12 protein-coding genes are annotated in these 13,680 nt (G+C 73.5%); 4 read left to right on the top strand and 8 right to left on the bottom strand.

Annotated features, from left to right (window positions below):
• Nucleotides 1-164 precede the first annotated feature (164 nt).
• The gene (locus NHH00_RS11715) at nt 165-2,012 is read left to right on the top strand and encodes a hypothetical protein (protein WP_253052282.1); all 1,848 of its coding nucleotides are present in this window, start codon (nt 165-167) and stop codon (nt 2,010-2,012) included.
• Between the two features lie 201 nt (nt 2,013-2,213).
• Here the strand turns inward: NHH00_RS11715 and NHH00_RS11710 are convergent, their stop codons facing one another.
• Together NHH00_RS11710 and NHH00_RS11705 are read right to left on the bottom strand one after the other, a co-directional pair.
• Nucleotides 2,214-4,316 carry an elongation factor G gene (locus NHH00_RS11710; protein WP_253052280.1) on the bottom strand — a complete coding sequence of 701 codons (2,103 nt, stop codon included), beginning with the start codon at nt 4,314-4,316 and terminating at the stop codon, nt 2,214-2,216.
• Between the two features lie 104 nt (nt 4,317-4,420).
• Nucleotides 4,421-5,245, bottom strand: a complete 825-nt coding sequence (locus NHH00_RS11705) for a MerR family transcriptional regulator (RefSeq protein ID WP_253052278.1) — start codon at nt 5,243-5,245, stop codon at nt 4,421-4,423.
• Between the two features lie 194 nt (nt 5,246-5,439).
• Between NHH00_RS11705 and NHH00_RS11700 the strand changes: the two genes are divergently transcribed.
• The gene (locus tag NHH00_RS11700; protein WP_253052276.1) at nt 5,440-6,225 is read left to right on the top strand and encodes an SAM-dependent methyltransferase; all 786 of its coding nucleotides are present in this window, start codon (nt 5,440-5,442) and stop codon (nt 6,223-6,225) included.
• Nucleotides 6,226-6,288: 63 nt separating this feature from the next.
• On the opposite strand, the gene NHH00_RS11695 is transcribed toward NHH00_RS11700, so the two are convergent.
• The 5 genes from NHH00_RS11695 to NHH00_RS11675 form a co-directional block, all read right to left on the bottom strand.
• Nucleotides 6,289-6,966 carry an HAD family hydrolase gene (locus NHH00_RS11695; protein WP_253052274.1) on the bottom strand — a complete coding sequence of 226 codons (678 nt, stop codon included), beginning with the start codon at nt 6,964-6,966 and terminating at the stop codon, nt 6,289-6,291.
• Nucleotides 6,963-7,361, bottom strand: a complete 399-nt coding sequence (locus tag NHH00_RS11690; RefSeq protein ID WP_253052272.1) for a hypothetical protein — start codon at nt 7,359-7,361, stop codon at nt 6,963-6,965. The genes NHH00_RS11695 and NHH00_RS11690 overlap by 4 nt, the downstream gene beginning before the upstream one ends.
• A 122-nt stretch (nt 7,362-7,483) precedes the next feature.
• Nucleotides 7,484-8,014 (bottom strand): DinB family protein, encoded by a 531-nt coding sequence (locus tag NHH00_RS11685; protein WP_253052271.1) that lies wholly within the window; start codon nt 8,012-8,014, stop codon nt 7,484-7,486.
• Between the two features lie 59 nt (nt 8,015-8,073).
• Nucleotides 8,074-8,442, bottom strand: a complete 369-nt coding sequence (locus NHH00_RS11680) for a MazG nucleotide pyrophosphohydrolase domain-containing protein (protein WP_253052269.1) — start codon at nt 8,440-8,442, stop codon at nt 8,074-8,076.
• A gap of 99 nt (nt 8,443-8,541) precedes the next feature.
• Nucleotides 8,542-9,315: a YwiC-like family protein gene (locus NHH00_RS11675; RefSeq protein WP_253052267.1), complete on the bottom strand. Its 774-nt coding sequence runs from the start codon at nt 9,313-9,315 to the stop codon at nt 8,542-8,544.
• 258 nt (nt 9,316-9,573) lie between these two features.
• Between NHH00_RS11675 and nrdD the strand changes: the two genes are divergently transcribed.
• Both nrdD and nrdG read left to right on the top strand, forming a co-directional pair.
• Nucleotides 9,574-11,829, top strand: coding sequence for an anaerobic ribonucleoside-triphosphate reductase (gene nrdD / locus NHH00_RS11670; RefSeq protein WP_253052265.1), 2,256 nt, complete (start codon nt 9,574-9,576; stop codon nt 11,827-11,829).
• Nucleotides 11,830-11,837: 8 nt separating this feature from the next.
• On the top strand, nt 11,838-12,431 hold the full coding sequence (gene nrdG / locus NHH00_RS11665; protein WP_253052263.1) for an anaerobic ribonucleoside-triphosphate reductase activating protein: 594 nt from the start codon (nt 11,838-11,840) through the stop codon (nt 12,429-12,431).
• A gap of 98 nt (nt 12,432-12,529) precedes the next feature.
• Here the strand turns inward: nrdG and NHH00_RS21080 are convergent, their stop codons facing one another.
• Entirely contained in the window at nt 12,530-13,654 is a 1,125-nt protein-coding gene (locus NHH00_RS21080; protein WP_253052261.1) for a cytochrome P450, read from the bottom strand.
• Nucleotides 13,655-13,680: the final 26 nt, after the last annotated feature.

Here is a 13,680-nt window from a genome sequence, read left to right as displayed (position 1 = left end):
CGAGAGCTCGCACTTCGGGGCGAAGTAGCCCGCGCCAGGTCCCGAGCGACTACGCGCGCGCCGTGTTCGAGGCGGACGGGATGTCCAAGCCATGTCGCGCTGCAGAAGCGCTCGCGCAGCGGCAGCGAGCAATTCGACTCGTGGCGGGCGCTACGGTCTGCAGCATGAGCAGTGACGACGGGTTGGAGAGACTGGTTCGTGCCATGACCGGGGGCATCCCTGCTGGTCTCGACGGGTTTCTCGCGAGCCCTGAAACTGGTGCCACGTACTTTGAGGGCACGACGGTGCGCGCCCTCGAGCCGACGTTCTCGCTGGCTCCGTCCGGGTTGTACCTGCCCGAGCATCTGTCTCGCGAGCCCGAGCCCATCGATCTCGTCATGGTGTATACGACCCTTGTCGAGCTCAACGAGACCCCGACGGACCTGCGTGCGTTCCTTGAGGTGCTGGGACGCGTGGCTGCTGGCGACGTGCTGCTCTTCTGCGCACTCTGGCTCGCTCGGCTACGGGCGGCCACCGACTACGCAGAAGTCGATCGGGACTACCTGGCGCTCCTGCCCGAGCCGCAGGCCACGAGAGCTCGGGCACTGCTCGCAGCGCAGGAGAACCGGCACCTCGTCACACCCCAGCAGCTGCAGGTCCTCGCCTGCCTCGCGGCCGCACGGTGCCCGCTCATGCCGGAGGACCCGCTGCGCGGCGAGGCAGCAGAGACGGCCTTCGTCATGTTGCCGCTGGCTGTGGGCGAGCTTCTCGGCGCGGACTACGCGAATGCGTCTGAGGGCGCCGTCGATGGGGAGGCGCTGCAGCGGGAGATGGTCAGCAACCAGATCTTCCACACGCCCCGGACGCTGCAGTCCATGCTCGCGCGCTGGTACCGGACCTGGTTCCAACTGCCCGCTGCCGACCCCACTGCGCCGGGCGACTTCCTGGCCGACCTGTACCGGGAGGCCACGGGAGCAGATCTGCTCCACGTCGCGATCATGACCTTGGCGATGTGGCAGTCGGCGCGGACCGGACAGGTAACCATCCAGGATGCATCCCTGACGGCCGTCGGGATCCCCGCCGACGCCGTCACGGTCACGCTCGACGCGATCGCCGGGAACTACAGCCAGGTCATGGAACACCTGAGGGAAAATCCGCCGGGCCCGTGGAACACCGACGTCCTGCGTCAGTTCCCGGCCTTGCACTACGACGACGGTATGACCTTGGTCATCGACCCTCAGCTCCTGATCGAGAGAGTCTTCAGCTGGTTGCCGTACTGGGACGTCAATACCCACCTTAGGAGCGACAACAAGCGGCGCGGCCAATTCTCAGAACGGTTGCGCCACTACAACGAGGTCTACGCCACCGAGGCGATCACCTCCGTCGCTGGCGCTGGCCGCGTCTACGACGAGCGCGCGCTACAGACGGCGTACGCTGCCCCAGGGGTGAAGATCGCTGACTGCGCGATCGCCTACCCGAGCGGCTGGGTCGTCCTCGACGTCTCCACCCGCTCGCCTACCCGCGACACGGCGCACGGACGTACCCCTGGTGCCATCGACCGGGAGATCGACACGCTGCTGATCACTAAAGCGCGCCAGCTGCAGTCCACGATCGACAAGATCCGTGCGGACGAGTCACGGCTGACCTCGACGGCGAGACCAGCCGGGCCCAGAGTGTTCCAGCCGATCGTGCTGGCGACCGAGGGATTCCCGATCAACCCGATCACCGCCGAGAAGATCCGCACCGCGCTGCACGACGCCGATCTATTGACCGCACCGGACGTCCTGCCGTTGCAGGTCCTCGACCTCCAAGACATCGAGATCGTGGAAGGTATCCAAGAGGCGGGCGGCCCGGACCTGCTCGCCCTCCTGCAGGAGAAGGCCCACAGCAAGCTCGCCGACACCGCCGTGCGGGACTACGTTCTGGCCGTGCATCGCCCGCTGGCCAAGGACCCTGAGCGAGTACACACCATCTTCCAGGAACTCACCGACCGGGTCGGAGAAGAGGCGAGGAAGGGTCGGAACGAGTCGTGAGCCGACGAACCAGCGAGCGAGGAGACCAGCCGCGCCCCGAGTAGGGCCGTTACACGACGAGGCGCAGTGGGGCGCGCCGCGTCGGTCGACGAACCGACGTGGATTCGTAGTCGCGAGAACGAGCAACTCGCACCCCTTAAGCACGCATCACTACCAGCTAACTCGTGATAGTCACACCGCGACTCGTCGAGGTGAACACCCCTAGCGACTCGCCCCGACGCCGCCGGGCAGGACCTCGTAGCGGTCGGGGGCGGCCGTGAACGACCCTCGCCCGCCCGTGAGGGAGCGCAGGTCGAGGACGTAGCGGGTGAGCTCGGCCTCGGGGACGAGCGCGTCGACGCGGACGCGGCCGTCGGGCAGGGAGTCGGTCGCGGTGATGTGGCCGCGGCGCGCGGAGAGGTCGCCCATGACGTCGCCCTGCGCGTCGGACGGGACGGTCACGGACACGGCGGAGACGGGTTCCAGGACGACGGTGCCCGCGGCCGCGAGCGCCTCGCGCACCCCGACCCCGCCCGCGGTGCGGAACGCCATGTCGGACGAGTCGACGGAGTGCGCCTTTCCGTCGAGCACCTCGACGCGCAGGTCGACGACCGGGTAGCCGTGCGGCCCGCCGCTCTCCATGGCCTCGCGCGCACCGCGCTCCACGGCGGGGAGGTACTGGCGCGGCACCGACCCGCCGACGACGGAGCTCACGAACTCGAACCCGTCGCCGCGCGGGAGCGGCGACACCCGGAGCTGCACCACCGCGAACTGCCCGTGCCCGCCCGACTGCTTCTTCACCTTGCCCTCGACCTCGACGGCGCGCGTGACGGTCTCGCGGTACGCGACCTGGACGGGCTCGGTCGTGACGCGCACGCCGAACGAGCGTTCCAGCCGCTCGACCGCGACGGCGAGGTGCGTGTCGCCGAGGCCCCTGAGCACGGCCTGCGACCCGGTGAGGTCGACGTGCAGGGTCGGGTCCTCGGCGCGCAGGCGGGTGAGCGCGGCGGAGAGCTTGTCGTCGTCGGACTGGGACACCGGCCGCAGCGCGAGCGCGTAGACGGGTGCGCGCGACGGCAGGTCGCGCGCGGCGACGGGCATCCGTCGCCCTGCGAGCAGCGTCCCGGTCGCGGCGGCGGAGAGCTTCGCGACGGCGGCCACGTCACCGGCGACCACGCGGTCGACCGCGACGTGCTCGCGCCCGCGCAGCCGGAACAGACCGTGCACGCGGTCCTCGGCGCCCGTCGCGGTGCTCACGAGGCGGTCGCCCGTCGCGACGGACCCGGAGAGCACCTTGAACACCGACACCTGGCCCACGAACGGGTCGACGACCGTCCGGAACACGTGCACGAGCGCGTCCCCGGACGGGTCGGCCGCGACCTCGGTCGTCGCGCCCGACGGGGAGCCGTCGGCGCCCGCCGACCCCGCGCCGTCGGGCAGCGCGACGACGGCCGCGCGGTCGGCGGGCGAGGGGCCGAGCTCGCACACGAGGTCGAGCACGCGGTCGACGCCGACGCCCGTCACCGCGGACGCGAGCAGGACGGGCACGGCCTCGCCCGTGAGCACCTCGTGCGCGAGCGTGCGCTCGAGGTCCGCCGCCCCGGGCTCGTCGCCCGCGAGGTACGCCTCGAGCTGGTCGTCGTCGTGCGTGACGATCTCCTCCACGACCTCGTCGTGCAGGGCGTGCTCCTCGTCGCGCACGTCCGCGGGGACGTCCTCCTCGTGGGTGCGGCCGTCGCCGTCGTACTCCCGGGCGCGCTCGGTGAGGACGTCGGCCACGCCGTGCAGCGACTGCTCCTCGCCGAGCGGGAGCTCGAGCGGCACGAACGGCGCGTCGAGCGCGCCGCGCAGCGCGCCGAGGACGGTGCGGAAGCTCGCCCGCGCGCGGTCCTCCTGGGAGACGACGACGAGGCGGGGGATCCCCGCCTCGTCGCAGCGCCGCCAGACCTCCTCCGTGCCCGACTGGACCCCGTCGACGGCGCTCACCACCACGACCGCGAGGTCGGCCACCGCGAGCGCCGCGTCCACGGACCCGGCGAAGTCCGGGGCCCCCGGGGTGTCGAGCAGGGTGACCTGGTGCGTGACGCCGTCCGGCGCCCGCCAGTCGAGGTGCGCGACGCTGAGGCTCACCGAGATGCCGCGCGCGACCTCCTCGGGCTCGTGGTCGCAGACGGTCGTGCCCTCCGCGACGGACCCGGCCCGCGGGATCGCGCCCGCGCGATGGAGGAACGCCTCCGCGAGCGTGGTCTTGCCCGAACCGCTGTGCCCCACGAGGGCGACGTTGCGGGTCGTGGCCGGGCCGGTGGACGTCGACGTCGTGGCCATGGCTGCCTCCTGGCGGCGGCGGGGCCCCGTGTCCCGCCACGTTCCAGGCTAGTGACGTCGCGCGGTTCGCGCCCGGGCCGGAGGTCCCGGCCCGGGCACGAGCCCTACAGGTGCAGGTCCGCGTAGACGCGCAGGGCGTCGCGCACGAACGTCGCGCCCTCGACACCGCCGTAGTTCTTCGCGAACCGCTCGTCTGCCACGTACATCTCGCCGAGACCGACGACGTACTCCTTGACCGGGGCCGCACCGGCGCCCGGCGTGCCGGGGATCGCGCCGAGCCACTCGACGTGGCGGCGCGCGAGCGCCTGCGCCTCCTCGGAGGCCGGGTCGACGCCCCGCGCGGCCGCCGCGGCCCAGTCCTCGCCGAGCTCGCGGGAGCGGGCCTGCCACGCCGCCCGCTCGTCGTCGGACATCCCGCGCCACCAGGCGTCGCCGCGCGCGTACGCGTCCTTGCCCCAGCGGTCCTCGACCTCGTCCTTGTACTGCGTGTGGTCGAACCCGTCGAACATGTCGTCCGCCATGAGCTCGCCACCTCCTTCCATCGTGGTGATCGTCCGTTCGACCGACGCGATCTGTCGCGCCAGCCGCTGCCGCTCCGCCTGCAGCCACTCGAGGTGGCCGCGCAGGGCCCGCACCTGGGCGTCCCTGCCCGACGGCGGCCGGTCGCCCCGCGCGCCCGGGTCGCCGTCGAGCGCCTCCCGGATCGCGGGGAGCCCGAGGCCGAGGTCGCGCAGGAGCAGGATCCGCTGGAGCCGCACGAGCGCGTCGGCGTCGTAGTGGCGATAGCCGTTGGACGCGACCCGGCTCGGGCGCAGCAGCCCCACCGCGTCGTAGTGGCGCAGGGTCCGGCTCGTCGTGCCGGCGAGGCGCGCGACCTCCTGGATAGACCAGTCGGCCGTACGCTCGCTCGTCGTTCCGGCGGGGTGCATCTCCTGTCTCCTCTCACGGCCTCGGTGGCTCGGCGGTCGCCTCGTGCGGCAACGAGCACCACGCTAGAAGTTGACGTTACGTCAAGGTCAACAGGTTGCCTCGGACAGGGCTTCCGGCACGGCAGGGCAGGGCCGACGGGCGTACCGTCGAGGGAGAGCGCCCGCGGGTGGGCGCGACGAGCACGGAGGCCGCCATGGCCACGACGCAGCAGGTACGGCAGCACTACGCCGGGAAGGACCTCGCGGCCCGCCTCCTTGCCGCAGCAGGAGCCGGCGACGGGCCCGTGACGGTCGACGCCCTCGCCCCGTACGACGAGCTGCACGCCGGGGGCGTGACGACGACCGTCGCGCTCCTCGACCTCCTCGGGCTCGCGCCGGGCACCACGCTGCTCGACGTCGGCAGCGGGCTCGGGGGGCCGGCGCGGCTCGCCGCGCACCGGCACGGCTGCCAGGTCACCGGGGTGGACCTCAGTCCGGACTTCGTCGACGCCGCGCGCGAGCTCACCGCGCGGACGGGTCTCACCGACCTCGTGACGTTCGCGCTGGGCGACGGCGAGCGGCTGCCCTGCGACGACGCGTCGCACGACCGCGCGATGCTCGTCCACGTCGGCATGAACGTGCCGGACAAGGCGGCGCTCTTCACGGAGGTCCACCGCGTGGTGCGCCCCGGGAGCCCGTTCGGGCTGTTCGAGCAGATGCGGGTCGGACCGGGCGACCTGCCCTTCCCCCTGCCGTGGGCGGTCGACGCCAGGTCGTCGTTCGTCGAGACCCCGGACGACTACAGCCGCGCGCTGACGGCCGCCGGGTTCGACGTCCTGCGGGTCGAGGACCGGCGCGCGGCGCTCGCCGCCGGCGGGGTTCCCGAGCAGGACGGGCGCGTCGTCGTGTTCGGTCAGGAGTTCGTGACGCGGATCGGGAACAACGTCGCGGCGACCCGCGCCGGGCTGCTCGCGCCCGTCCTCGTCGTCGCCCGCGCCTGAGCGGCGACCCACGGTCCGCTCCGGCACGATCGGCCCGCGTCGCCGACGGCCGGCGGTGTCCGGTCAGGCCGCGAGCGGCGCCCGGTGGAGCAGGACGGTCGCGAGCTCGGCCGGCGTCCTGACGACCGCCGTCGCGCCCGCCGCGGTCAGCTCACCCGGGCGCGCGTAGCCCCACGCGACCCCCACGCACGGGATCCCGTGGACGCCGGCGCCGAGGACGTCGTGCTCGCGGTCGCCGACCATGACCACGCGCCGAGCGGCGTCGAGCGACGCGAGCGCGTGCGCGACGACGTCCGCCTTGGCACTGCGCGAGCCGTCGAGCGTCGCGCCGAACACGTCGTCGAGGCCGCGGTCGAGGTGCGCGTCGAGCCCGAAGTGGGCGACGATCCGCCGCGCCATCGGCTCCGGCTTCGACGTCGCGACGGCGAGGCGCAGCCCGGCGCCGCGCAGTGCCGTCAGGCACGCGGGGATGCCGGGGTAGACCGCGTTGTCGAGGAGGTTCCCGGCCGCGTACACGTCACGGTAGGCGGCGACGGCGTCGGCCACGCGATCGTGCGGCACGCCGTGCGCGGCGAACGAGTCCCCGAGCGGCGGGCCGACGAAGCCGCGGAGCACCGCCTCGGCGGGGACCGGGAGCCGCAGGACGCCGTACGCGTGCCGCACCGACGCGAGGATGCCGGGGGCCGAGTCCGTGAGCGTGCCGTCGAGGTCGAGCAGGACGAGGTCGTCGCGCGCGCTCATCCGGCAGGCGCCTCGTCGGCACCGTGACCTGAGGTCTCGCCCGGGCCCGCGGCACCGCCGGGGCCGGAGGTGCCGGGTCCGGTCGTCCCGGAGCCCACCACCGCAGCCGGGCCGCTGCGGCGGCCCACGACGAACCCGACCGCTCCTCCGACGAGCAGCGCGCCCGCGCCGGCGAGGAGCGCCGCGGTACCCAGCGGGTACGCCCCGCCGGGGACGAACGTGGTGCCGGACAGCGGCGCGTACGCGAACCATCCGGACGCCGTCGGGCGGCTCGCGACCCAGGTCGCGACGGCCAGCAGGGCGACCCCGACCAGGACGAGCGCCGCGAGGACCACGGTCGCGACGCTCGGACGGCGCGAGGGAGGGACGGACGAGGGCTGCTCAGGAGCGGTCACGCGGCCATGGTCCCGGGCGACGCCGCTCGCGGCAACCGTCGTCCGTACCCCGCCGGCTCCACGAGACGACCGCGTCCGGACCCGGCGACCGCGACCCTGTCGTGCACACGGCGCTGGTCGCGCTACTCGCCGACGGTTCCGTCGATCGCCTCGCGGAGCAGGTCGGCGTGGCCGTTGTGCCGGGCGTACTCCTCGATCATGTGGACGAGGATCCAGCGCAGGTTCCATCGCTCGCCCGTGTGGCGGTCCGCTCGCACGCTCAGCCGGTCGAGGCCACCGTCGGCGAGCGCGTCGTCGAGGATCGCGTCGGACGCCGCGACGGCGCGGTCGAACAGCATGCGCAGCTCCTCCGGGGAGTCGCCCGCCGCCGTCGTCCAGTCCCAGTCGCGGTCCTCGGCCCAGTCGGCGGTGTCGAACGGCGCCATGAGCGGGTCACCGAGCAGCACCTCGGAGAACCAGTTCGACTCCACGAACGCGAGGTGCTTGAGCAGCCCGCCGAGCGTCATCGACGAGGGCCGGAGCCGGTGGGAGAGCTCGGCCGCGTCGAGGCCCGACGTCTTCCAGCGCAGCGTGTCGCGGTGGAAGTCGAGGAAGCCGCGCAGCGTAGCCACCTCGTCGGCGGTGACGGGCGGATCGGTGCGGTGGTCGGTCACGGCGCCACCCTAGCGGCGCCGGTAGCGCCCCGGCCGCACGGCGCCGGACCGGCGCCGGGTCACGGCAGCTCCGCCTCCCACGCGAGCCACTTGCGCCGTACGGCCGCGTCGACGTCGACCCCCTGGGAGCGCGCGAGCAGGAGCAGGTGCGCCAGGACGTCGGCGACCTCGTCCGCGAGGGGCGAGGCCCCGCCGTCGTTCCCGGTGGCCCCGTCAGGGGCGGCGCCGGACGGCGGTGCGTCCCCGCGCGGGCGGGTGCGTCCCGTCGTGACGAGGAACGCCTGGGTGAGCTCCCCGACCTCCTCGGCGAGCTTGAGCATGAACCAGTCCGGGTCGCGCTCGACGCCGAACTTGCGCGCGTAGAGCGCCGAGACGGCCTCGACGCGCTCGCCGAGGCCGGAGACCGTGAGGGGCGCGTCGTCGTCCATCGGGCCAGTGAACCACCGGACGCCGCCGACCGTCCGGCAGCCGTCGTCCGCACCCGGCAGCACGGGGGGGGCAGGACCCGCGCGAGACGGACGGCAGCCCTACCGCACGGCGAGCGCGACGACGAGCAGCAGCACGGTCGCGACGATCTCCCCGATCCCGACGGCCCGCGGGCTCAGGGGCCGTCCCGGCAGCGCGGCCGCGCGCACCGTCGCCGCGGCGAGGAACGCCGTCGCCCACCACCACGAGGGGTCGTGCACGACGGCGACCACGCCCGCCGCGACGGTGACCGCCGCGTGGTATGCGACCGAGGCGACGACGTACGACCGCACGCCGCGCTCGCGGATCATCGTCTTGACGTAGAGCACGGTCCCGAACAGGTAGGCGAGCAGGAGCGCGGCGACGAGCCACACCACCACGGGGACCGCCAGCACGGGCGCGCCCGGGGGCCGGCACGCGGCGTACGCGACGACCGTCATGAGCGACGCCGCGACGGTCATCGCGCCGCCCGCGGCGACCGACCGCTCGGTGCGCTGGGCGGAGGCCCACAGCCCGAGCGCGAGGAACGGGACGAACGCGGGCGCCCAGAGCACGAGCGCCGGGTCGAGCACGAGCACGACCAGCCCGAGCGCCGCGGCGGTCGCGCCGTACGTGAGCATCGGGCGCCGGTAGCGCGGCCGACGACGCGACTTCAGCCAGAGCCCGGCCGCGAAGTAGGCGAGGTAGCCGACGAGCCACAGCGCACCGAGCGCGACGGTCACGGGCCGGAACCCGGCGTCCTGGATCCCCCGGACCGACCCGACGACGAACGGCAGGAGCAGCATCGGCCACGCGCCGTGCTGGTTCGGCACCCAGCCGGGGGGACGTCGGGACACGCCCCGAGGCTAGCGCCGCGACGCACGGTCCCGACCGCGAGAAATCCCCGTCGCGCCGGGCCCCAGGACCCGCCCCGACGGGACCAAGGTCACGACCTGTCCCGCGCTCCCCGCCACGCCGGGGATGCGCGTCGCACGGGCCCTGCGAACTAGATATGGTGGCGCAGCCGTGATCCAGACCCCACATGTTGGGGTGCGGTCCGTCTCGCAACCCCTGCGGGACGCAGACGAGAACTCGGTGGGCAGAGGGGACGAGCGATGACCACCATCGAGCTCGACCAGGCAGCACCGCGCATCACGACCGCCACGCTGGAGGTCCTCAAGCGCGACGGCCGTCGGCGGCCGTTCGACGACGGCCGCATCCGCGCCGCCGTGACGAAGGCCTTCGCGGAGGTGCACGGCGACCTCACGGCCGCGCACCGGAGCCGTGTCGACGAGGTCGTGGACCGCGTCGACGCGGAGATCGCCGCGCGGTTCGTCGGCACCGTGAAGATCTACGAGATCCAGGGCGTCGTCGAGCACGTGCTGCTCGGGTCGCACGAGTACGACGTCGCCCGCGCCTACATCGACTACCGCGTGCAGCGCGACTTCGCGCGCAGCCGCGCGACGGACCTCAACCACTCGATCGTGCGGCTGCTGGACAAGGACTCCACGGTCGTCAACGAGAACGCGAACAAGGACAGCGAGGTCTTCAACACCCAGCGCGACCTCACGGCCGGGACCGTGGGCAAGGCGATCGGGCTGCGGATGCTCCCGCCGCACGTCGCCAACGCGCACCAGAAGGGCGACCTGCACTACCACGACCTCGACTACCACCCCTACGCGCCCATGACGAACTGCTGCCTCATCGACTTCCGGTCGATGCTGTCGAGCGGCTTCCGGATCGGGAACGCGCAGGTGGAGCCTCCCCGCTCGATCCAGACCGCGACGGCGCAGATCAGCCAGATCATCGCGAACGTGTCCTCCAGCCAGTACGGCGGGTGCTCGGTCAACCGCATCGACGAGCTCCTCGCTCCCTACGCCGAGCGCAACCTGGAGAAGCACCTCGCGGACGCGCGCCGCTGGATCGCCGACCCGTCCGCGCACGAGGAGTACGCGCGCGAGAAGACGCGCAAGGACATCTACGACGCGATGCAGTCGCTGGAGTACGAGATCAACACCCTGTTCACGTCGAACGGGCAGACGCCGTTCACGTCGGTCGGGTTCGGGCTCGGCACGGGCTGGCTGGAGCGCGAGATCCAGCGCGCGATCCTCCAGATCCGGATCCGCGGCCTCGGGAGCGAGGGCCGCACCGCGATCTTCCCCAAGCTCATCTTCACGCTGCGCCGCGGCGTGAACCTCGACCCCGGCAACCCCAACCACGACCTCAAGCAGCTCGCGGTCGAGTGCGCGACGAAGCGCATGTACCCGGACGTGCTGTCGTACGACAAGATCGTCGAGCTCACCGGGTCGTTCAAGGTGCCCATGGGGTGCCGGTCGTTCCTCCAGGGCTGGCAGGACGAGCACGGCCAGGACGTCTCCGAGGGGCGCATGAACCTGGGCGTCGTGACGCTCAACCTCCCGCGCATCGCGCTCGAGGCGGACGGCGACCTCGACATGTTCTGGCGACTGCTCGACGAGCGCCTGGAGACCGTGCACGACGCGCTCGTCTTCCGCATCGAGCGCTGCAAGGAGGCGACGCCGGGCAACGCGCCGATCCTCTACGTCCACGGGGCCTTCGGGGAGCGCCTCGCACCGGACGACGACGTCGACCGGCTCTTCCGCGACGGCCGCGCCACGGTGTCGCTCGGGTACATCGGGCTGTACGAGGTGGCCGCCGCGTTCTACGGCGGCGCCTGGGAGCACGACCCGCGGGCCAAGGAGCTGACGCTCGACGTGCTGCGGTCCCTGCACGCGCACGCCGCCGGGTGGACGGCGCGGCTCGGCTACCGGATCAGCGTCTACGCGACGCCGAGCGAGAGCCTCACCGACCGGTTCTGCCGCCTCGACCGGGAGCGGTTCGGCGCGGTGCCCGACATCACCGACAAGGACTACTACACGAACAGCTTCCACTACGACGTCCGCAAGAGCCCGACGCCGTTCGAGAAGCTCGACTTCGAGGCCGAGTACGCGCGGTACACATCCGGCGGGTTCATCCACTACTGCGAGTACCCCGTGCTCCAGCAGAACCCGAAGGCCCTGGAGGCGGTCTGGGACTACGCGTACGACCGCGTGGGCTACCTCGGCACGAACACGCCCATCGACCGCTGCTACGCGTGCGGGTTCACGGGCGACTTCGACCCGACCGCGCGCGGCTTCGCGTGCCCGTCGTGCGGCAACGCCGACCCGCGCACGTGCGACGTCGTGAAGCGCACGTGCGGATACCTCGGCAACCCGCAGCAGCGCCCCATGGTGCACGGCCGCCACGCGGAGATCTCCGCGCGGGTCAAGCACCTGGCGGGACCGCCGTCGTCCACCGTGGACGACGGCGCGCCGACCGCACCGGGCCGGGCTGCGCCGTCGGGCACCGCGTAGGAGGGACGGTGGCACGCACCCCGGGCCCCGGCTGGCGCTCGGACCGCGTCAGCCGGGGGTACGTCGCGGACTACAAGCCGTTCGTCATGGTCGACGGCGAGGGCGTGCGTTGCTCGCTCTACGTGAGCGGCTGCCTGTTCGCGTGCGAGGGCTGCTTCAACGAGGCCGCGTGGAGCTTCCGCTACGGACGCCCCTACGACGACGCGCTGGAGGAGCGCGTCCTCGCCGACCTCGCGCACCCCGCCGTGCAGGGCCTCTCCCTGCTCGGCGGGGAGCCGTTCCTCAACACGGAGGTGTGCCTGCGGCTCGTCCGCCGGCTGCGCGCGGAGCACGGCGACCGCAAGGACGTGTGGTGCTGGACGGGCTACACCCTCGAGGAGCTGCGCACCGGCTCCCCCGACCAGCGCGCGCTGCTCGCCGAGGTCGACGTGCTCGTCGACGGCCGCTTCGAGCTCGCGCGCCGCGACCTCACCCTCGCGTTCCGCGGGAGCACCAACCAGCGCGTCCTCGACGCGCGCGCGTCGCTCGCGTCGGGCCACGCGGTCCCGTGGCCGCGCGTGCCCGACGCCGGACCCGCCGCGGGTGCGGACCTCGCCTCGTAGCGACCGACCGAGATGGGAGAAGTGGCCCCTCCGGCCGGTGTCGGAGGGGCCACTTCTCCCGTCTCGTCGGGGCTCGGTCGCCGTCGGGGCTGGGTGGGTCAGCGGGCGGCGACGACGCGCACCGGGACGGTGCGGAAGCCCGCGACGGGCGCGGTCTCGCGCTCGGCCGGCCGCGCGTCGTCGTGCACGACCGTGCCCGCGCGCAGGAGGCGGCGGACGAGGACGCGCAGCTCGAGCGTCGCGAGCGGGCGGCCCGGGCACACGTGCGGACCCGTCCCGTAGACGAGGTTGCGGTCGGCGTGGCCCTCCGGGTCGTACGCGGCCGGGTCGTCGAACGCCTCCGGGTCGCGGTTGGCCGCGCGCCAGTCGAGCACGACCTGCTCGCCCGCGGCGACGGGGCACCCGGCCACGACGGTGTCGCGCGTCGCGACGCGCCGGTTGGACACGAACGGGTCGTCGAGGCGCAGGATCTCGTCGACCGCCGCGTCGAGCGCGGCGTCCGGGGCGTCGCGCAGGTGGCGCTGGTGCTCGGGGTGCTCGGTCAGCCAGTGCACGACGACGCCCGCGCACAGGGCGAGCGAGGACAGGTCTCCCCCGGTCCAGTTGCGCAGGATCGAGACGAGCTCCTCGTCCGTCCAGGCCGGGCGGCCGTCGTCGTGCTGGGCGAGCAGCCGGGCGGTGACGTCGGGACCGGTCGCGGGGTCGCGCTCCGGGCCGGTCGGTGCCGGTCCGACCGTCGCGCCGGCGCGGCGCGCGTCGAGCAGGCCGCGGACGATGCGGTCGAAGCGCGCGGCGACACGACCCGTCCAGGCGCGGTCGCCGGAGCGGGTCGCGGCACGGTTCTCCGCGACCCAGTCGAGCAGCTCGGCCTCGAGGTCGGCGGGCCAGCCGAGCCACGCCGACTGGGCGCGCACGGCGTAGCGGGCGCCGAGCTCGACGGCGTCGAACGGGCCGCCCGCGACGTCGTCGACCAGCCCGGCGGCGAGGTCGTCGAGCACCGGGGCGAGCCACGCGAGCTCGTCCGGGGCGAAGAACGGGTCGAGGAGCCGGCGCGCCCGCGCGTGCTCCGCGCCGTCGAGCCCGTTGGGCACCTGCAGGTGGGCCGACGCCGCGCTGGAGAAGAGGACGGGGTCCTGCGCCGCCGCGACGACCTCGGCGTGCCGCCGCACGACCACCCTCCCCGCGCGGTCCCGCGTCCCCTGCGCCGTCTCGGTCTCGCTCACCCTCGACCCTCTCGTCCCGTCGTCGG

The sequence above is a fragment of the Cellulosimicrobium cellulans genome (assembly GCF_024124905.1).
Lineage (GTDB): Bacteria > Actinomycetota > Actinomycetes > Actinomycetales > Cellulomonadaceae > Cellulosimicrobium > Cellulosimicrobium cellulans_G.
Note: the sequence above shows the minus strand (reverse complement) of the source record. Positions and strands in the feature narration are given on the sequence as shown.